We start from the raw sequence: 20,320 nt of genomic DNA on the forward strand, positions 1-20,320 counted from the left end.
CCAGGCAAGATCGTTCCGCAATAGCTCAGTGGTAGAGCAACCGGCTGTTAACCGGTAGGTCGTAGGTTCAAATCCTACTTGCGGAGCCAATTTAGGCCCGTTGGTCAAGCGGTTAAGACACCGCCCTTTCACGGCGGTAACACGGGTTCGAATCCCGTACGGGTCACCAATATGGAGGATTAGCTCAGCTGGGAGAGCACCTGCCTTACAAGCAGGGGGTCGGCGGTTCGATCCCGTCATCCTCCACCATCTTTATTTATTACATCAAACCTATATATATGCCGGTGTAGCTCAGTTGGTAGAGCATCTGACTTGTAATCAGAGGGTCGAGGGTTCGAATCCTTTCGCCGGCACTCCTCGGGGGGGTAGCGAAGTGGCTAAACGCGGCGGACTGTAAATCCGCTCCTTCGGGTTCGGCGGTTCGAATCCGCCCCCCCCCACCAGGTTTGAGCCATTAGCTCAGTTGGTAGAGCATCTGACTTTTAATCAGAGGGTCGCAGGTTCGAGCCCTGCATGGCTCACCATTTTTTTGCGGAAGTAGTTCAGTGGTAGAATACGACCTTGCCAAGGTCGGGGTCGCGGGTTCGAATCCCGTCTTCCGCTCCATATTCTTATCCCTGTTTCGGGGCCTTAGCTCAGCTGGGAGAGCGCCTGCCTTGCACGCAGGAGGTCAGCGGTTCGATCCCGCTAGGCTCCACCATATGTTTTTTTCTTAAGTTAGTGATGACTTAAGTTTTTTTTTGCCTAAAACCATGAACCATTCAATTGAGAGTACAGAGAAAGGCAGCCTGCCACCATTCAGGCTGCCTTTTTGCATGTTTATTCATCATTCTGCCGAGTTGAACCAAACAAATGATAGCGTTTACAATTTAACTATCAAGCGTATAAAGGGGGAATGGCGATGCAATGGTCATATATTCACGTGCCGCTGCGTTACGGTCAGGGGAAATTAGGGGTCGATCAAGGACCGACAAAGTTAAATGAAATGGGGATGCAACAACTCCTTCCAACAGGAACGGTCAAACATACGATTCGTGTCTTGCCGGAATCTGAAATTCGAGAAAATGAAGAACATTTAAAACGGGTCGATGGTGTCCTGCATACCGTCACGGAATTAGCAGAAGTCGTACATCGTGAGATTTCAGAAAATCGATTCCCTTTGATCGTTGGGGGCGATCATAGTATGGCAATCGGTACTCTTGCTGGATTGGCTCAAACAGGTCCTTATGGAGTCATTTGGGTGGATGCTCACGCTGACTTGAATACAGGCGAAACATCACCATCGGGGAATATTCACGGAATGCCACTTGCGGCAGCGATGGGGATGGGCGACGTGCGTCTGACAGAAGTGGGCGGACGTGATCCGAAGCTATCACCAGAGCATTTAGTTTATATTGCCCTGCGTGATATCGATGAAGGAGAAATGAATGAAATCAATCGACTCGGCATCAAAGTCATTACAGTAGAAGAAGTACGTACGCGTGGCGTGGATGTCATCATGAAAGAGTCATTGAGTTATCTTCGTGAACGAGTAGACCGTTTTTATATCAGTTTCGATATGGATAGTCTCGATGCATCCCTCGTTCCTGGAACAGGTACACCGGTTGACGGCGGTTTAACAGAAGTCGAAGCCAAAGCGATTTTAAAAGAAGCGATGCAAGCAGAAGACTTGATCGCAGTAGAGCTCGTCGAGTTAAATCCGGCATTAGACCGGGATGACGTGACGGCTCAGTTGGCCTATCGCTTATGTGAAACGATTATAAAATCTAAAGAAAACCTGTTATTGGAAGGCGAAACCGTCTGATTTCCTTACAGTTTCCAAACCCGTTTGCTACAATGGGGATGGAAACTTTTTTTGATTTTTTTGAAACCATTTCAATATCAAGACGTATATAGAGATGACCGCATGTGTAGCGGAGAGGGGAAGTGGATTGATGGAACGGCTGACCACCCGTTTGGTTGATGAATTGAGGGCGGGGAATCACGATTCGTTTGCCGAACTGGTAGAACTATACAAGGATGGCGTCTTTGCAATCGCCTATAAAATTTTGTATGATCGCGGCGAAGCAGAGGACGCTGCCCAAGAGGCGTTCATTCGTGCCTATACACGAATCGATACGTATGACGCGCAATATAAGTTCAAAACATGGCTCTATCGAATCACGACAAACGTTGCCATCGATCGATTGAGGAAGCGGAAGCCGGAATATTCGATGGATGCCGAAATTGCGGGTACAGACGGTTTGACTTATCAAGACCACTTAGCTGATGAAGCGCCCCAACCCGATGCCCAAGTGGTTCATCGCGAAATTCGAAGTGAAATGCATGAGGCAATCAAGCAACTTCCAGACAAATATCGCATTCCGTTATTATTAAAATATGTGGATGATTTGTCGCTTAAAGAAATCAGCGTGATGATCGACATGCCGGTCGCAACGGTTAAGACAAGGATCTTCCGGGGAAGAGAAATGTTAAAAACAATCTTTCAAAATAGGGAGGGGTTCAATTGACTCCTGAAGAAAAAGTACAACAATATTTGGAAGATGGCGTTTTGCCCGAAGAATCTGACGAATTGCGTCAATTGTTAGAGGACGATGAATTATATGAATCGTATCTACAATATGAACGAATCGACGCAGAACTGAAAGCATTGCCTCGTCCAAAAATATCAGCAGATTTTACGGCTCGAGTGATGGCCGCTTTACCTGAAACTCCTGCACAGACAGCACCTGATTCTGTCGTACCGTTATCAAAACCGGTTCGAAAAGAACGCAAACCGCACTCGAAACAAATGCTATGGTTGCAACGGCACCCAGGTTTGATTGCGGCCGTACTGTTCTTTAGTTTGATGTCTAGTGCGACACTCGGACTATGGAGCAGCGCTTCAGAGACGATGACCTATACAAAAGTACCAGGTGTGATCGTATCTGAGAATGAAGTCATTGTCCCGGCCGGTGTCACGGTTGAAAAAGACATCACGGTCCAAGGTGGCGATTTACGGATTGAAGGTACCGTCAATGGAAACGCGACAGCCGTCAATGGTCGTGCCTATTTAGCAAGTGCCGGTCAAGTGACAGGTGAACTCGAACAGATCGATCAGATGTTCGAATGGATTTGGTACTCGATGAAACAACTTTTCTAAAGACGCTTCCGGCGTCTTTTTTTCGTTTCAATCTGGTTTCGTTTTGACGTGACGCAATGCGTATCTATTGAAATGATGATATAATGGAATTTGCACGATTTAGCTAGGTAGTTGAGGAGGGGAGCATTTGCCGCTACTTGAACAAGTATCATTTTTCTCATTTTTAAATCTTTCAGAAAACGTACATTGGTACGATTATTTGAATGATGTTTTAGATATCGTCGTCGTCACGTATGTCATTTACAAGTTGATGATGATTGTGCGTGGGACAAAAGCAGTACAATTAATTAAAGGGATTTCCATCATTCTAGTCAGTTGGTTCTTGAGCGGTTTCTTCGGATTGAAGACGCTCCAGTTCTTGCTAAATCAGGTGATCACGTACGGTCTCCTCGGAATTATCATCATTTTTCAGCCAGAGTTGAGACGTGGTCTTGAACATCTCGGACGAACGAGTAACTTATTCAGTCGTACGGGAACAAGTGATGAGGAGCAACAACGACAAATGATTGAAGCCATCGTCAGTTCCGCACAGTACATGTCAAAACGGCGAATCGGTGCATTGATTGCGATTGAACGCGATACGGGATTAAACGAGTATGTGGAGACCGGCATTCGTATGGACTCGCATATCACATCCCAGTTGATTATTAACTTATTCATTCCGAATACGCCGCTTCATGATGGCGCGATGATTATTCAGGACGGGAAAATTGCGGCGGCAGCTTGCTATTTACCGCTTTCGGAAAGCCCGCACATCGATAAAGCCCTCGGGACGCGTCACCGAGCAGCCATCGGGGTCAGTGAAGTGACGGATAGCGTCACTCTTACCGTCTCAGAAGAAACGGGAGCAGTCTCACTTGCAATCGCGGGCCGCTTGTATCGGGAACTAGACGAAGAAGCGCTTCGCAATAAATTAATTCAAGAACTCGTCATCGAAGAAAAAGAGGCGACCCTCTCGTTCTTCGGCAAAAAAGGAGGGGATAAGTAAGTGATTGATCAGTGGTTACAACATAAGTGGTTTCTCCGCTTCATCGCACTTGCTTTAGCCGTCCTTCTATACTTAATGGTCGCTGAGACCAGTTCTTCGAATAACGCATCTAGCGCATTGCCAATCGTCGGACAAAGTTCCATGACGCTCGATGTGCCGGTCGAAGTGTTTTTTGATGAGGTCCAGTATGTCGCATATAATGTTCCGGAAGAGATGGGTGTCGAGCTTCAAGGGCCATCTAGTAGTTTAACGATGACGAAATTGGTGAAAGATTATCAGGTGTTCGTCGATTTGACCAATCTTGGCACCGGATTCCATCGTGTCCCGGTCGAAGCGCGTGGATTCGGCGGAGACGTCAATGTCAAACTAGATCGAGAGACTGTCGAAATCTATATCGATCGGAAACAAACGATTGAAGTCCCTGTGTCCGTGAATCTGTTGAACAAAGATCAATTACCGGACGGAAAAGTCGCGGGCGATGTCGAAATCGAACCGTCGACTGTAAAAGTCACAGGTGGTGCGAGTCGGATTCAAAACGTCAAAGAAATCACGTTGAATGTGGATGTTGCCAATCAAAGTCAGACGTTCACACGAGAAATTCCACCGACCATTTTAGATGCGAATGGAAATCCGTTGAACGTGTCAGTCGATCCGAATATCATCAATGTCACCGTACCGATTTATGATGAGAGCGCGATGATTCCAATCGAGGTCGTCATGAGCGGAGAGGTGGCAGACGATTTCCGCTTAGTTGATACGTTGCTAGGTGAGACGGAAGTCCGTGTCTTTGCACCAAAAGCGGTGCTAGATGAACTCCAGCAAGTGGAGACAGAACCGATTGAACTTGACGATTTAACGAAGTCGGAAAAAGTGACCGCTACCCTTCGTCTTCCGGAAGGAGCGACTTCACTCGGTAAAAAAGAAGTAGAAGTCCAGGTGCTCGTTCGTCCAAATGATGAGACGAAAGATGACACGGGTGAATTGACAGAGCGGATTCGGTTGACCGTCCCAATCACTGTCCGTGGATATGACCGGACGAATTACACGATTCAAACGCAAGAAGTGGTCAGCGTGACGCTCTCGGGCAAACGTTCCCTTCTTGAAAGCATCTCATCAAACAGTGTCAACGTGACGTTAGATCTGACCGGATTGCCGAGCGGAACACATGCAGTCGATGCAGATTATGAAGTACCAAAAGGCGTGACCGTGATCTCGCCAAAGACAATCGATGTTCAATTGACGAGTGTCGATGAAGAAACAGAAACATCTTCCATTCAATAAAGATGTTCAATCATACAAAAGTGAGGATTTAATCTTATGGGTAAATATTTTGGAACAGATGGAGTTCGCGGTGTTGCCAACTCTGAGTTAACTGCGGAATTAGCATATCGTTTAGGTCGTGCGGGTGGCTACGTGTTGTCGAAACATTTGCCAGAAGGCGAACAGCCAAAAGTGTTGATCGGTCGTGATACACGGATTTCAGGACATATGCTTGAAGGTGCATTGATTGCGGGTCTTCTCTCAATCGGTGCAGAAGTGATGCGTCTCGGTGTCATTTCAACACCTGGAGTCGCTTACTTGACGAAATCGCTCGACGCGACGGCAGGTGTCATGATTTCAGCATCGCATAACCCTGTGGCGGATAACGGAATCAAATTCTTCGGTAGCGATGGTTTCAAATTAGACGATGCGACCGAGCAAGAAATTGAAGACATCTTAGATGCTGCGGAAGATACGCTCCCGCGTCCGACAGGTAAAGATCTCGGTTTCGTATCGGATTACTACGAAGGCGCGCAAAAGTATCTTCAAATGTTGAAACAAACGGTAGAAGAAGACTTTGATGGTCTTCATATCGCACTCGACTGTGCACATGGAGCAACGAGTGGCCTTGCGGCTCGACTGTTTGCAGACTTAGAAGCAAACGTGTCGACGATCGGAAACTCGCCAAACGGTTTAAATATCAATGAAGGTGTCGGGTCGACACACCCTGAGCATTTGGCTGAATTCGTCCGTGAAAAAGGAGCGGACATGGGCCTTGCCTTTGATGGGGATGGAGACCGTTTGATTGCGATTGACGAGAACGGTGAAATTGTCGACGGAGACAAGATCATGTATATTTGCGGAAAATACTTGAGTGAAAAAGGGCGTCTCAAAGACAACACGATTGTCGCGACGGTCATGAGTAACCTCGGTTTCCATAAAGCCGTTGAAGAAGCGGGCATGACGGCGCTTCAAACAGCAGTGGGTGACCGCTATGTCGTTGAAGAAATGAAAAAACATCAATATACACTCGGTGGCGAACAATCAGGTCATTTGATTTTCCTCGATCACTCGACAACGGGTGACGGTATGTTATCTGGTGTGCAATTGGCAGAAATCGTGAAATCGACAGGGCGTAAACTGTCTGAATTAGCGGCAGAGATGCCAGTTTATCCGCAAAAGCTCGTGAACATTCGTGTGACGAATAAAAACGATGCGATGAACGGAGAGCGTGTCTTGGCAACGATTCAAGAAGCGGAAGCGGAAATGGCCGGAAACGGTCGAATCCTCGTCCGTGCATCAGGTACAGAACCACTTGTTCGTGTCATGGCGGAAGCCCCGACAGCGGAAGAGTGTGACCGTTACGTTGAAAAAATCGCACAAGTCGTACGCGAAGATTACGGCGTAGACGGATAAAATTTTCGAAACCGGGAATAACACAAGGGAATCCACATCGGATTCCCTTTTTGTTTCCGTTTTGTCATCGAGAAAACAGCGGATTTTCTTGACGAATGGGGGTGTGATTTGTACTATTAAGAGCGTGACCTTGGAAACGGAAGGACACAAGAGTACGAACAAGCGCCAGAACTCTGCGGAGTTGACGAGGTTGGAGGTTATCGAGATTTCGGCGGATGCCTCCTCGTCGCCTGTCACGACGATAAGCATGCTTTTAAAACGCCCGGGCGACCGGACGGACAAAGAAGCGTGTACTGACAGCTCTTAGAAAAAGCCCGTTTCCTTTTTCGAGAAATCGAAGAATAGAGGAGATTTGTTTATGTGTGGAATTGTAGGAATGATTGGGAATACCGGAGCGAAGGAAGTCCTTCTCAAAGGTCTCGAAAAACTCGAGTACCGTGGTTATGACTCGGCAGGTCTTGCGTTGATGCATGAGAATGTCAACGTTCACAAAGAAGTCGGTCGCATTGCTGCGCTACGCGAAATCATCCCAGCAGAAGTAGACGGCACGATTGGAATCGGCCACACACGTTGGGCAACACACGGGGTACCGAGCGTACCGAACGCCCACCCGCATCAAAGCACGACAGGACGCTTCACGCTCGTCCATAACGGCGTAATCGAGAACGACGAGCTCATCAAGAAGACGCTCGACGTCCCGTTCCTTTCAGAGACGGACACAGAAGTCATCGTCCAGCTCATGGAGAAGCACTTCGTCGAGCTCGGCGATGTCGAGGCGGCGTTCCGTAAGACGCTTTCGGACCTCCACGGTTCGTACGCGATTGCGATGATCGACTCAGAGGACAAAGAGCGCCTCTATATCGGCAAGAACAAGTCGCCGCTCCTCGTCGGACTTGGTGACGGCACGTTCAACGTCGTCGCATCAGACGCGATGGCGATGCTCCAGGTGACAGACCAGTACCTCGAGCTCCACGATGGTGAGATCGTCATCCTCACACGTGAGTCGGCGACGATCAAGACGCTCGACGGCGAAGTACTCGAGCGTGCACCATACACGGCCGAGATCGATGCGTCAGACATCGAGAAGGGTACGTACGCGCACTACATGTTGAAAGAGATGGACGAACAGCCAGCCGTCATCCGTAACATCATCCAGCACTACCAGAACGAGAACGGCGACATCGAGCTCGCAGAAGGCGTGCGTGAACTCGTTTCGGAAGCAGACCGCGTCTATATCGTCGCATGTGGTACAAGTTACCACGCTGGTCTTGTCGGGAAGCAATTGATTGAGCGCGTTGCAGGTGTACCGACTGAAGTACACGTCGCATCAGAGTTCGGTTACAACATGCCACTTTTGACAGAGAAGCCACTCTTCCTCTTCATCTCACAATCAGGTGAGACAGCGGACAGCCGTGCCGTCCTCGTCGAAGTGAAAAAATTGGGCCATAAAGCGCTCACGTTGACGAACGTGGCAGGATCGACATTGTCACGTGAAGCGAACGAGACGATGCTCCTCCACGCCGGACCAGAAATTGCGGTCGCGTCGACGAAAGCATACACGGCACAGATTGCCGTCCTCGCGATTCTCGCATACGACATCGCTCGTGCGAACGGGAAGAAACTCCCGTTTGATCTCATGCAAGAACTTGCACTCGTTGCGACAACGATGGACTCGATCATGGCACAAAAAGAAATCTTTGAAGAGCTTGCAGATAAGTTCTTGAAAGAGTCACGTAACGCATTCTTCCTCGGACGTGGATTGGATTCATATGTAGGTCTCGAAGGCGCATTGAAGCTGAAAGAGATTTCATATATTCAAGCAGAAGGGTACCCAGGTGGGGAACTCAAACACGGTCCGATCGCCTTGATTGAAGAAGGGACACCGGTCATCACGCTCGTGTCTCAACCAAACACACACCTCAACATCCGTGGAAACATCAAGGAAGTTGTGGCGCGTGGTGCCATCGCATGTACGATTTCAATGGAAGGAATGGAGCATGAGAACGACGCATTCGTTCTTCCACGTGTTGAACCACTTCTCACGCCACTCGTGACGGTTCTTCCACTTCAACTCATCTCGTACTATGCAGCACTCGCTCGCGACTGTGATGTCGACAAGCCACGTAACTTGGCGAAGTCTGTAACGGTTGAATAATGTCCAAGACCAAAATCTTTCGGGATTTTGGTCTTTTTTGTTGCAATGAGTTAACAAATCATCGTAATGTTCTCAAAAACGTCTGTTTCTTCAAAAGAGGGGGTAAAATCTACATGAGTATGAACAAAGGAGAGATTTGATGAAACAGAAGAAATGGATGACAGGTCTCGGTGTCATGATTCTCGCGACATCATTGGCCGCTTGTGGGGATACGGCAGAGGACACATCGATGGAGATGTCAGAAGAGCAAAGCATGGACCATTCAGCGATGGATCACTCCGGGTCTGGAGAAGTTCCAGACGGGCTGATGGAAGCCAGTGATCCGACTTTTCCAGTCGGATCAACCGCGATGATGACAGCGGATCACATGCCAGGGATGGAAGGCGTGGAGGCGACGATTGTCGGTGCATATGATACGACGGTCTACGCCGTCAGCTATACACCGACTACAGGTGGTGACCCGGTGGAGGATCACAAATGGGTGATTCACGAAGAACTGGACAATCCGGACGAGGCGCCTTTGTCTGAAGGGGATGAGGTCGTATTGGCCGCCGACCATATGGAAGGGATGGACGGCGCAGAAGCGACAATCGATACAGCGGAAGAGACGACCGTTTACATGGTTGATTACACGACCGAAGACGGGAAAGAGGTCACAAACCATAAATGGGTGACCGAAAGTGAATTAGAAGCAATGAAATGAATGTGATAGACCTCGAGTACATCTCGTGGTCTATTTTTTTCGATAAATATTTATTGATAAACGATAAATCATAGCATATGATAAAGAAAATAAAACTAAATGAGGTGTTTGGCAGATGAAACGGGAAACCATCTTTTTGAAACTAGCAGTGATTGTCTTGTCGCTCCCGATTCTCGCGGCATGTATCTTTTTACTCCCTTTCCTTTGGCGAGAGGCGGTGGAGAGCGGAGGATGGATTGCGAATTCGATGCGACCGATTATTGGAGGGATGTATGTAGCAGCGATTCCCTTTTTCGTTGCCTTGTCACAGTCATTCATCTTACTTGGATTGATTGATCGGAATGAGGCATTCTCCTATCGGTCGGTGAAAGCACTTCGTGTCATTAAATATTGTGCGTTGACCATCACGGCCATCTATATGGCGACACTCCCGTTCTTCTATTGGTTCGCTGAGCGTGACGACTCGCCAGGATTTTTAGTCATCGGATTCGTCTTCGTGTTCGCCGCATTTGTCATTGCCGTCTTTGCTGAGTTGTTACAGAAATTATTGAAGCGAGCCATCGATATGAAACAAGAAATCGATTTGACGGTCTGAGGTGAGAAAAATGGCGATGATTGTGAATCTAGATGTGATGTTAGCGAAGCGGAAAATGAGTGTGACAGAGCTGTCGGAACGGGTCGGGATCACCATGGCGAACTTGTCGATTTTAAAGAATGGAAAAGCGAAAGCGATTCGTTTTTCGACGCTCGAAGCAATTTGTGAAGCGCTCGACTGTCAACCGGGGGACATACTAGAATATCGAGCGGACGAACGAGCAGAGTGAATCTCTGCTTTTTTGTGTGAACATGAAACGTATTTGAACGATATAGCGTATATAAGATAAATCATTCAGGGGGAGACTAGAAAATGGTTCAAACATGGACAGAACGGACACACGAAGCAATTAATGGGAAACGAGGTCGACTGTTAATCTGGTCGTTTCTCTGTGCCGTTATATTAGAATCTAGTGCATTGCTCGATCCGACACTTTACGGGGCGAAAGCCGATTCAGTACAGGCGATTGTATTCCTTTTAAGTACAATTGTTGTATCCTTCATGCTATATCCAATCATCATTGGGTATCACTGGGTCATTCTTTCAATCATTCGCGGACAAGACGCGCAGTTCCGTGATGTATTTCGACCGATGAAAGAACGATTTGGTAAGCATGTGACTGCAGTCATCCTACTAGCCATCTTCCAGACGCTTTGGACACTATTGTTCATTGTTCCAGGAATCATGAAGTTCTTCTCTTACGCGTTCACGTACTTTATTTTGCGAGATGAGCCAGCATTATCGGTCAGAGAATCGATCACGAAGTCACGCGCGCTGATGCATGGTCAGAAGTGGGACGCATTTAAACTAATTTTGCCGTTCATCCCGATTTATTTGATTGGCTTCACGTTATTTACGGTCGTCAATTCGGTTTTACTTGCTGCATTCTCCCTATCGATTGCGACGGTTCTCATTCGTCCATTCGTCGTTTCGCGCTTCGCTGTCATGTATGAAGATACGCGTCGGGCTTACGACGAACAATGGAACAAGCCAGCCTGAAGCATATCAAACAGAGGGTAAATTGAAGGAACGTGCTACAATCTTCATGAAGAGAAAGGGGAATGCGGAATGAAGATTGGGATCATCGGGGCCGGTCTGAGCGGAATCATCGCAGCGCGTGAACTCGTGCGTCAAGGTCATGCCGTTGAACTGATTGAAAAGAGTCGAAGCGTCGGGGGACGCTTGGCGACGCGTCGAATCGGTGATGGACGAGCCGACCATGGAGCGGTTTATTTCACGGTGCGTGGAGAAGAGCTCGAACGAGAGGTACAGTCGTGGATGAATGCGAACTGGGTGCGGGTCTGGTATGCCGACCCTTATCCATGTTATGTCGCGATTAATGGGATGAATGCCCTCGCTAAGCGTTTAGCTGAAGATTTGACCGTACAGTTGAATGAACGAGTGGAGAACGTTCAACTGGAAGAAGACGGAACCGTCACAGTCAAGACAGACGTGACGACGCGTTCCTATGATCAAGTCGTGATGACGGCACCGCTTCCACAGTCATTCGAACTACTAGGGAGTTTGGTCGACCAGATCAAGCCCGCGCTACTTCGTCTCGTATATTCGCCGACGTTCGTGGGTCTTTTTGAATGTGCCGGAGATGTACAGATTGGAGCAGACGGTATTCTCGATCAAGAACTGGTACCCGGTGTATTAAAAATCGTCGATAATCGCCAAAAAGGAATCTCTGCGACACCACTCGTAAGTGTCTATATGGAAGAGGCGTGGAGTGAGGCGTGGTATGAGCGACCGGAAGCAGAGACACTTGCTGAAATAGAGCGGTTAGTGCGTGAAGAAGTCGGAGACCTCGACATCCAATCACGGCAATTGAAACGTTGGCGTTACGCCCAAGCGAAAGACGTATGGCATGAGCCGTTTTATCAAGTAAGCCATCATCCCATCTATTTAGCAGGGGACGTCTTCCTTGAAGCTGATGATCCATCCGGACGAACGCGATTCGAAAGTGCCTATCTGTCTGGGTTACGTGTGGCAGAAACCATCGAAAAGAACATGGATCGATAAGGGCATCGCTTATCGGTCTTTTTATTTGACGCCATTTAGTTTAGGGCATAAACTATAACCATCTAGTTTAGGGGGTAAACTAAAAATGAAAGCATTGATGCGTGAAGCGGTGCAGTTGTTTGAAGAAGTGATGTTCCATGGGACGGAACATGTCATCGAAGCGATGGAGGGAAACGTATGGCGCGAGTATTCGCGTGAACAGCTCCAACTGTGGAAGTTACTCGATCAGTTTGGACCAACTCCGGCTGGGCAATTGGCGCAAAAACAAGGTGTCCATAAAAGCGCGGTCTCGAATCGCCTGAAAAAGTTGGTCGAAAAAGGACTTGTCACGAGTCGACGAGGACAAGATCAACGGGAACGATTGATTGAATTGACCCCAGAAGGGAAACGGCTCGTCGAAGAAGTGGACGGTGCCGTCTATCGATATGTGGAATCCCTCATCGATGGAGAAGTAGACGAAATTGAAATCGAGCAGTTTGTTCGGACGTTCCGAAAAATAAAGCAATTGCTCCGAATCGGGGAGGAATAACACATGCATAAAATCATTCAATGGCGCTGGGGAATTTTCATTTCCCTCATCGTATTGACGGCAGCATTATTTGTCGCAGCACCGAACTTAACGAAACAAGCAGAAGAGGCAGGGAGCTTCCAACTTGCGGACGACATGGACTCACAACGCGCACAAGCGATTTTAGATGAAGCTGGGAAAAGTGACAAGACCATCTCGCTCGTCTACGAGTTCGAGACGATTGGCGAAACAGAGCGAACAGATGTCGCGCGTGTCATCGAAGAACTTAAACAAAATGAAACGGTCGTGACAGATGTTCTCGATCCGTTCGAAAACGAGGAGACAGAGGCACAGCTCGTCTCAGAAGACGAACGCATCGTCCTCGTCCCCATCACGGTAGAAGGTACGACGGAAGAAATCAATGCGTTTGCTGATGATGTCCGTGAAAACGTGCTCCCACAAGAGGAGACAGTATATATCACCGGGGAAGAAATCATTAACAATGATGTGAACTTAAGTGCCCAGGAAGGGTTGAAAAAGACAGAGATCATCACGGTCGTGTTGATTTTTGGATTACTCCTTCTCGTCTTCCGTTCCATCGTGACCCCGTTCATCCCGCTCATTGCGGTCGGATTCACGTATCTGTTGAGCCAATCCTTTGTCGCGTTCTTTGTGGATTGGTTTGGGTTCCCGGTGTCCAACTACACGCAGATCTTCCTTGTCGCCATCTTGTTCGGGATTGGGACAGACTACTGTATCCTGCTTCTTAGCCGTTATAAAGAAGAACTCAGTGCAGGGCATGCCATCGAAGACGCCATCGTCAATACGTACAAGACGGCAGGACGGACGGTCCTCATCAGTGGACTCGCGGTCTTCGTCGGTTTTGCCGCCATCGGATTTGCTGATTTTCCAATCTTTAAATCAGCGGTCGCCGTCGCAGTCGGGATTGCGGTGTTGCTGCTGATTCTCTTCACGGTCGTCCCATTCTTTATGGCGACGCTCAAACAGCGACTGTTTTGGCCGTCGAAAAAGGCAGGCGAGCATCATGACAGCAAGCTTTGGGCTAGTTTGAGCCGATTGTCGGTCAATCGCCCGTTCGTATCGATTTTGGTCGTCGGGTTGATTACAGTACCTGTCTTATTCACATATGACGATGCCCGTTCGTTCAATATGGTCGATGAGATTGGAGACGGGTACGATTCGGTTCGTGGACTGAATTTGATCTCAGAAGGGTTCGGTCAAGGGGAATCCCTTCCGGTACAAGTCATTTTGAGACAAGATCAAGCCATTACAGAATCAGAAGTTCCCTATATCGAAAAGTTTGCAAGTGAGCTTGAAAAAGTCGAAGGTGTGAATGGTGTCCGTGCGCTTACACGTCCTACTGGTGAAGTCATCGACGATTTTTATGTCGATACGCAGCTCAGTGAAGTCAGCGATGGCTTGTCTGAAGCGCAGACGGGTCTCGGGGATGTTCAAACTGGATTGGATGAGATTGAGCAAGGATTGAACGGGATTGTTGGACAACTACCAAGCGGTTCAATCAATGCTGGGGCACCGCTTGCAGAAGCAGCAGCGGGACTAAATCAGTTGAATGGTCAACTTGGTCTCATTGGGCAAGGATTGACAGCGACTCAAAACATCCCGGCCGCAGTCGGACAGCTCGGTCAAGTATCAGCTGGCCTCACACAAATTGAGTCAGGAATCAACGAAGCGGCGTCCGCATTAAATGCACAAGGTTCTCAGGTCGGTGAACTTGGTAGCGGGTTAGCGCAACTGGCGACAGGTGTCGCGGAAGCGAACGACGGGCTAGGACAAATTGAGTCTGGTCTCGGCGAAGTCGTTTCGTTCTTACAACAGTTGAGTGAAACAGATGCGCTTCGGGAGACTGGTGTGTATCTTCCGGAAGGGACGCTCACATCAGATGCGTTCTCACCTGCAGTCGAACGATATGTCTTCGATGAAGGAATGGCGACTCAGCTCGAGGTCGTCTTAGAGATGGACCCGTATTCGCCAGAAGCGATTGATACCGTTGAGACAATCAAAGAGACGATGAATCGTGCCGTGACGGGAACACCGTATGCGGATGCGACCATCGGATATGCCGGGATCTCAAGTATCAATAGCGATTTAAATGAAACATCGACGAATGATTTCAATCGAACGGTAGCCATCATGCTCGTGACGTTGTTCATCGTCTTGACAGCACTGTTCCGCTCGATGATCATGCCACTCTATATGATCGCTTCGCTTCTCTTGACGTACTATACGTCAGCGGCGATCACAGAGCTAATCTTTGTAGAAGGACTCGGCTATGACGGGATTAGCTGGGCCGTTCCGTTCTTTGGATTTGTCATGTTGATTGCCCTTGGAATTGACTACTCCATCTTCTTGTTAGATCGATTCCGAGAAGAAACAATCAATGGGAAGACGGTCCGTGAGGCGCTCATCCACTCGATGACGAAGATGGGTACCGTCATTATGACCGCCGCGGTCATCCTCGCTGGGACGTTCGGTGCCATGATTCCGTCAGGCGTGCTCAGTCTCGTCCAGATCGCGACAATCGTCATCACCGGTTTGTTATTGTATGGCTTGATTGTGTTACCGCTGCTCATCCCGGCAATCACCGTCTCCTTCGGGGACGGGGTATGGTGGCCATTTAAACGGAAAGTTGAAGATAGATAATTGTGAGGGATTCAGAGGACAACAAGTGCAGCGAATGCTGGCATATGTTGTCCTATTTTTATTTGTTGAGTCAATACAAAACTGCGAGAAATGGACTTAAAAATTTTCGGCATGTGCCGATAAATACATATAGACTCTTACTTTTATTGAAAGAAGGCAACAATCATGGTAAATCATTTTGAGAAAATGAGCTCGTTACTCGTATCGCGGATGATAATCATTTTGTTTTTCCTTTCTTATCCGATCATGGGTGTTTTGTATTGGATGGGGGAGCTCGCGGGGCAAGGCGCAGTCAATTTTATTCTGATAGGTGGTGTCATTCAAGCCGCATCATGGCTGGGCCATCGCTTCTATGTGGAACATACTTGGTTGAAGTATGGGCTCGTCACGTTGATGTACATTGCAGCTTCAGCAATTATCTTGACGCTGCCAGGTACTGCGATTCAAAATATCGTCTTTCTGTATATCGTATTGATGTTGATGTACTTGAATCGGCATCTTGTGCTGTACGGCAGCATTCTCGCGCTTATCGTATCGGTCGGAGCTGTATTGATTGGGCGCTTTTCATTTGAAACGCCGCTCGATCTCGTCATTTGGTTCACTGTGCTCACAATGGCTTTGTCTGGCGCCTACTTCGTTTCTTTCTTTGGGGCAAAATTATTACACGAGACGTTTACACAACAACAACAAGCTGAACAGCATGCGAGTGAGGTCGAACTCACCATGGCGAAGACGACAGCGAGTGCGACAATGCTTCATGGCGCGGTATTTACAATGAATGATTCCGTTGATTCCGTCACGAACGCCTCAGAACAAGTCACGGCCCAAATTGGTTCGATGACAAAACGAACGTCTGAACAAGCAGTTTTGATTCAGAATGTCGCCTCACAAATTCAATCCACTGTACAGGCGTTTGAACGGATGCAACAACAGCTTCAAGAAACAACCTCGCACGTGAACGGTGTCTTACAAGACGCTCAACTATCACATGACAATATGGATTCGACAGAACGGTCGCTTGCTGAGCTGAACTTAAGTATCGGTGAAGTGAATCTAGCCTTTAAAGGATTGGCGGAGCGTTTCCAAGAAGTGCGGACCATCACGGATACGATTCAGCAAATCTCGTCTCAGACGAACTTGTTGTCTCTTAACGCTTCAATTGAGGCGGCACGAGCAGGTGAACACGGAAAAGGGTTTGCCGTCGTCGCGACGGAGATTCGAAATTTGTCCGCTCAAACGGCACAAGCATCAGCTCAGATTAATGACATTATCCAACTCGTCATGCAAGAGGTACAAGTGACGGAACGTGCCATCGATGGCAGTACAGAACGTCTATCGACGCAGGAAGAACAAGTCCGTAAGAGTGGGGCGTCGATCCTTTCCATGATTCAAACGACAAATACGGTCGCAGGAACAGTAGATGAGACGTCGAGTCAGCTCCAAATCGCCGCCGCAGAATTACACAAAGTCCATCAAGTGACGGGTGATATGACGGCGTTGACGATGGCACTCGAAACGAACAGCCAAGACGTTCATGTGTTGACGATTTCACAACAAGAAGCGTTAGCTTCGTTGAAAGATCAAATTGAAGAACTGAACGAGATTGCGAACGAACTCGTCTAAACGATGGACACGCCTTTACAAATCGGCGTGTCCATTTGCGTATACATCTCTTCTAAAACGGGAAAAGTATTGCGTTCATGTAAAACGGAGGAGGAATTTGCAATGGAAATCGTGATTACCGCTGTATTAAAGGCATATCCGGGGAAAGAGGAAGAGTTAAGGCAAGCGCTCGATGAAGTCATTTCCCCATCGAGACAAGAAGAAGGATGTTTGACGTATGTGCTCCATGAGTCAATCGATGCCCCGGGCACGTTCGTGTTCTATGAGAAATATCGGGACGAGACGGCGCTCGACGCGCATATCCATTCAGCCCATTATCAGGCGTACCGGAAACGAGTGGAGACATTGCTCGCCGTGAGAGACGTGTATCGTCTACGTGAAGTCTGAAAGGAGGAAATCTAATGATTACCCAATCGATTATCCCGTGTATTTGGTTCGAAAGTCACGTCGAAGCGATTGCGGAGTGGTACGTCTCGAAGTTTCCCGATTCGTTCATCGACTATACGACGAAACTGATGGATACGCCTTCAGGTGAGACGACGATTGTGACCGTCTCGCTGTCGGGACAGTTCTTGCAACTGCTTGGGGCGGGTCCGTTGAAGGACCGCAATCCCTCCATCTCGTACATGGTCACGTTCCCGACGTCGGAAGAAGTGGATACGCTTTGGGGCGAATTGAGTGAGGGGGCAGAGGTGCTCATGCCGCTTGACACGTATGATTTCAGCGCGCGCTATGGCTGGTTGAAAGACAAGCACGGGGTATCCTGGCAAATCATGCATAGCGGCGGGATGGACATCCAGACGGTGACCCCATGCTTTTTGTTCGTCGGGGACGTCTTTGGTCATGCTGAAGCGGCGATGAATGACTGGATTTCGATTTTCCCGGATTCTTACGTGCTGGAAGACCATATGATTCGTTACGGGGGGACAGACGGCCCGAAGTTGGAAGGGAAGCTCAATTACGCCCGCTTCGTCTTGTCCGGACGCGAGTTCGTCACCATGGACAGCGCGGAAAATCATCAATTCGCGTTCAACGAGATGCAGTCGCTGATTGCGTTTTGTGAGTCGCAAGAAGAAGTCGATTCCTACTGGGAGCGGCTATCGGCTGTACCGGAAGCAGAGGAGTGTGGTTGGCTGAAAGATCGCTATGGCGTCTCCTGGCAAATCATCCCGTGGGAAATGGAAGAGATGATGACGGTTGGTTCGCAAGAGCAGATTGAACAGGTCGTACAGGCATGTCTGCCCATGAAAAAGCTTGATATCGCGACATTGCGTAAAGCTTACTGAACAAAACTCCCGAGACAAATAGCTCGGGAGTTTTTTCATGGACTCATTTGCGAGAGGGCATCTTTCTCGATGATGGTATCCGAGAGCCGGAGCTGACTGGCCGCGCGGTCGATGTAAGGGGCGCATCGATTGAATGCGACTTGTTCTTCCGTCTCAATGGAATAGCATGTGCCGTTACCAGCACGCTCGGTCAAGTCTGGTTCATAGTAATGATCTTCATATCGGAAAGCGCCCGTCCGAAAGACGGTTAGATTTGACGTATCATTTAATAGGGAGTCGCCAAGCATATATGCCGGAGAGATCCCAAGTAAATCGAGAATCGTCGGGGCGATATCGATTTGCCCACCACTCGCCTCCATGACTTCTCCTGTCGTCGGTCCAGGTGGTTTGATGAAGAGAGGGACAGCACGGTCAAGTTGAAACGCGTCAACCGTCGAGTTCACTTCTTCGAGGGTAGCCATCTCTTCTCCTGGTGCCGTCAGACCGCTATCGTGGTCACCATACATGACGAGAAGCGTCTCATCCCAGAAACCATCTTGTTTCAATCGTTCGATGAACTGACCGACAGCGGCATCGACGAAATGAACGGTATGGTAATAGTTTTCGAGAAGGGGATCGTCGATATCAGATAGGTCCAACCGCTTCTCGTCTTCCGGGATATCGTACGGTGTATGACTCGTTAAAGCGACTAAAAATGCGTAAAATGGTTCATCCAACTCTTCCATAAATCCGACCGACGTATTTAAGAATTCTTGGTCGTTGAGTGCCATCCCGATGATGCCTTGATCGGGGTAGTCTTTGTCGCTAAAGAAATGATTGAACCCGATATTGTCATAAAAGTCATCGCGATTCCAAAAGTCTTTTCGGAACGAATGCATGGCTGCCGTATCGTAGCCCGCCTCATTCAAGGATTGAGAGAGCGCGCTGAATTGATTTCCCGGGAAACGCGTGTAGACGGAACCAGATTTGACAGGATAAAGTGACGTGTTGACGATGAACTCTGCATCAGACGTTCGCCCTTCATGCGTTTGATGATACACGTTCGGGAAGTAAAGCATGTCACGTCGCAGTCGGTTCAAATTCGGGGTCAGTTCCTGTCCATCAATCTGTTGATCGATGACGGATGTTTGGAATGATTCGAGTTGTAAAACGATAACGTTCGTATCTGGACTTGGGGCACTTAATTCTTGATAAGAGAGTGCTTGAATTTGAGAACGCTCTTCTTCTGTCAGGGCTTCGTTCCATCCCATAGCACGTTCGACGCCTCGGGCGACATCCATCGCGTGATAGCCCCAAAATCCAAGATGATAGTATTCACGCATATTCGATATGGGGTCGTCCGCGATCCACTTTTCTCCACGCTGATAACTGAGGGTGAGCGGGATTGTGAAGAGAAGAAATCCGAGTGTGAAGCCAGCGAGCGCCAATCGTCTTCCGTTTCGTTTCCCTTCACGGACAGGATGACGTTTCATATAACGCAAAATCAAACCGTAGATGATGAGGTCGATGAAGAAGAACGCATCGATTGGGCGGATGAGCGTCAAGAAGCCACCCCCGACATCTCCCATCTGCCCGATATCAGATAGTAAGGCGACGGATAATAAGTCTTCAAAATAGCGATAGTACCAGACGTCCGAGACGAGCAGGGTACTATGCAGGAACAGAGAAACGTATAAAATCCATCGGCGGATCGGATAAGACACGGCGAGTGCCCAACTCGTCAGGAGCAAAATCGTCGCCAAATTGATGAGGAAGAATGAGAAGTCGAACGCCGTCGCGGTCAACCAGCTAAAAAAGAAGAGCTTTGCCAGAGAGAGTGACAAGTAGCTCCAATAATCGAGATATTTCATTAGTGATCTCCTAACTCAAAATGTAGTTACTGTATCCTTTCCTTTCTTATGAACAGAGAAAACGTAGAAAGTGTGATGGAGATTCAT

At 48.3% G+C, this 20,320-nt stretch carries 18 protein-coding genes and 8 tRNA genes; 25 read left to right on the forward strand and 1 reads right to left on the reverse strand.

Translation table 11 applies throughout. The features are described from left to right. Nucleotides 1-14: 14 nt before the first annotated feature. From KNO73_RS11050 to KNO73_RS11170, 25 genes are all read left to right on the forward strand, one after another. Nucleotides 15-89: transfer RNA gene (locus tag KNO73_RS11050), tRNA-Asn, on the forward strand. Between the two features lie 5 nt (nt 90-94). Continuing rightward, nucleotides 95-169: transfer RNA gene (locus tag KNO73_RS11055), tRNA-Glu, on the forward strand. Nucleotides 170-173: 4 nt separating this feature from the next. Continuing rightward, a tRNA-Val gene (locus KNO73_RS11060) sits at nt 174-249 on the forward strand. A 31-nt stretch (nt 250-280) separates the two neighbouring features. Continuing rightward, nucleotides 281-353 (forward strand) — tRNA-Thr (locus KNO73_RS11065). Nucleotides 354-359: 6 nt separating this feature from the next. Beyond that, a tRNA-Tyr gene (locus KNO73_RS11070) sits at nt 360-443 on the forward strand. A gap of 5 nt (nt 444-448) precedes the next feature. Beyond that, nucleotides 449-524, forward strand: a tRNA-Lys gene (locus tag KNO73_RS11075). 7 nt (nt 525-531) lie between these two features. Then, a tRNA-Gly gene (locus KNO73_RS11080) sits at nt 532-606 on the forward strand. Nucleotides 607-624: 18 nt separating this feature from the next. Then, nucleotides 625-700: transfer RNA gene (locus KNO73_RS11085), tRNA-Ala, on the forward strand. Nucleotides 701-901: 201 nt separating this feature from the next. Further along, complete coding sequence (gene rocF / locus KNO73_RS11090) at nt 902-1,804, forward strand: arginase (protein WP_214685188.1); 903 nt, start codon at nt 902-904, stop codon at nt 1,802-1,804. Nucleotides 1,805-1,934: 130 nt separating this feature from the next. Beyond that, a complete protein-coding gene (gene sigW / locus KNO73_RS11095) occupies nt 1,935-2,510 on the forward strand; it encodes an RNA polymerase sigma factor SigW (RefSeq protein WP_012727640.1) in 576 nt (191 codons plus the stop codon). Then, a complete protein-coding gene (locus KNO73_RS11100; RefSeq protein ID WP_214685190.1) occupies nt 2,507-3,142 on the forward strand; it encodes an RseA family anti-sigma factor in 636 nt (211 codons plus the stop codon). The genes sigW and KNO73_RS11100 overlap by 4 nt, the downstream gene beginning before the upstream one ends. A 127-nt stretch (nt 3,143-3,269) precedes the next feature. Further along, nucleotides 3,270-4,130: a diadenylate cyclase CdaA gene (gene cdaA, locus KNO73_RS11105; protein ID WP_012727638.1), complete on the forward strand. Its 861-nt coding sequence runs from the start codon at nt 3,270-3,272 to the stop codon at nt 4,128-4,130. Then, nucleotides 4,131-5,411, forward strand: coding sequence for a CdaR family protein (locus KNO73_RS11110; RefSeq protein WP_214730155.1), 1,281 nt, complete (start codon nt 4,131-4,133; stop codon nt 5,409-5,411). 36 nt (nt 5,412-5,447) lie between these two features. Continuing rightward, nucleotides 5,448-6,806 (forward strand): phosphoglucosamine mutase, encoded by a 1,359-nt coding sequence (gene glmM, locus KNO73_RS11115; RefSeq protein ID WP_078147859.1) that lies wholly within the window; start codon nt 5,448-5,450, stop codon nt 6,804-6,806. 358 nt (nt 6,807-7,164) lie between these two features. Beyond that, the gene (glmS, locus tag KNO73_RS11120) at nt 7,165-8,961 is read left to right on the forward strand and encodes a glutamine--fructose-6-phosphate transaminase (isomerizing) (protein ID WP_215112490.1); all 1,797 of its coding nucleotides are present in this window, start codon (nt 7,165-7,167) and stop codon (nt 8,959-8,961) included. Nucleotides 8,962-9,100: 139 nt separating this feature from the next. Next, nucleotides 9,101-9,664, forward strand: coding sequence for a YdhK family protein (locus KNO73_RS11125; RefSeq protein ID WP_214810676.1), 564 nt, complete (start codon nt 9,101-9,103; stop codon nt 9,662-9,664). Nucleotides 9,665-9,779: 115 nt separating this feature from the next. Further along, entirely contained in the window at nt 9,780-10,259 is a 480-nt protein-coding gene (locus KNO73_RS11130; RefSeq protein ID WP_078147856.1) for a DUF2975 domain-containing protein, read from the forward strand. A 10-nt stretch (nt 10,260-10,269) separates the two neighbouring features. Then, nucleotides 10,270-10,488, forward strand: a complete 219-nt coding sequence (locus tag KNO73_RS11135) for a helix-turn-helix domain-containing protein (protein ID WP_012727632.1) — start codon at nt 10,270-10,272, stop codon at nt 10,486-10,488. 83 nt (nt 10,489-10,571) lie between these two features. Continuing rightward, nucleotides 10,572-11,258 (forward strand): DUF975 family protein, encoded by a 687-nt coding sequence (locus KNO73_RS11140; protein ID WP_214757991.1) that lies wholly within the window; start codon nt 10,572-10,574, stop codon nt 11,256-11,258. A gap of 69 nt (nt 11,259-11,327) precedes the next feature. After that, on the forward strand, nt 11,328-12,284 hold the full coding sequence (locus KNO73_RS11145) for an NAD(P)/FAD-dependent oxidoreductase (RefSeq protein WP_214757993.1): 957 nt from the start codon (nt 11,328-11,330) through the stop codon (nt 12,282-12,284). An 85-nt stretch (nt 12,285-12,369) separates the two neighbouring features. Continuing rightward, nucleotides 12,370-12,813 carry a MarR family winged helix-turn-helix transcriptional regulator gene (locus tag KNO73_RS11150; RefSeq protein WP_215112491.1) on the forward strand — a complete coding sequence of 148 codons (444 nt, stop codon included), beginning with the start codon at nt 12,370-12,372 and terminating at the stop codon, nt 12,811-12,813. 3 nt (nt 12,814-12,816) lie between these two features. Next, complete coding sequence (locus KNO73_RS11155; protein WP_215112492.1) at nt 12,817-15,474, forward strand: MMPL family transporter; 2,658 nt, start codon at nt 12,817-12,819, stop codon at nt 15,472-15,474. Between the two features lie 165 nt (nt 15,475-15,639). Then, nucleotides 15,640-17,097 carry a methyl-accepting chemotaxis protein gene (locus KNO73_RS11160; protein ID WP_214757999.1) on the forward strand — a complete coding sequence of 486 codons (1,458 nt, stop codon included), beginning with the start codon at nt 15,640-15,642 and terminating at the stop codon, nt 17,095-17,097. Nucleotides 17,098-17,199: 102 nt separating this feature from the next. Beyond that, the gene (locus KNO73_RS11165) at nt 17,200-17,484 is read left to right on the forward strand and encodes a putative quinol monooxygenase (protein WP_074035366.1); all 285 of its coding nucleotides are present in this window, start codon (nt 17,200-17,202) and stop codon (nt 17,482-17,484) included. A gap of 14 nt (nt 17,485-17,498) precedes the next feature. Further along, nucleotides 17,499-18,383: a VOC family protein gene (locus KNO73_RS11170; protein WP_214814623.1), complete on the forward strand. Its 885-nt coding sequence runs from the start codon at nt 17,499-17,501 to the stop codon at nt 18,381-18,383. 35 nt (nt 18,384-18,418) lie between these two features. Here the strand turns inward: KNO73_RS11170 and KNO73_RS11175 are convergent, their stop codons facing one another. Continuing rightward, complete coding sequence (locus KNO73_RS11175; protein ID WP_215112493.1) at nt 18,419-20,233, reverse strand: LTA synthase family protein; 1,815 nt, start codon at nt 20,231-20,233, stop codon at nt 18,419-18,421. Nucleotides 20,234-20,320 lie beyond the last annotated feature (87 nt).

The organism is Exiguobacterium sp. s83, assembly GCF_018617095.1.
GTDB lineage: Bacteria > Bacillota > Bacilli > Exiguobacteriales > Exiguobacteriaceae > Exiguobacterium > Exiguobacterium profundum.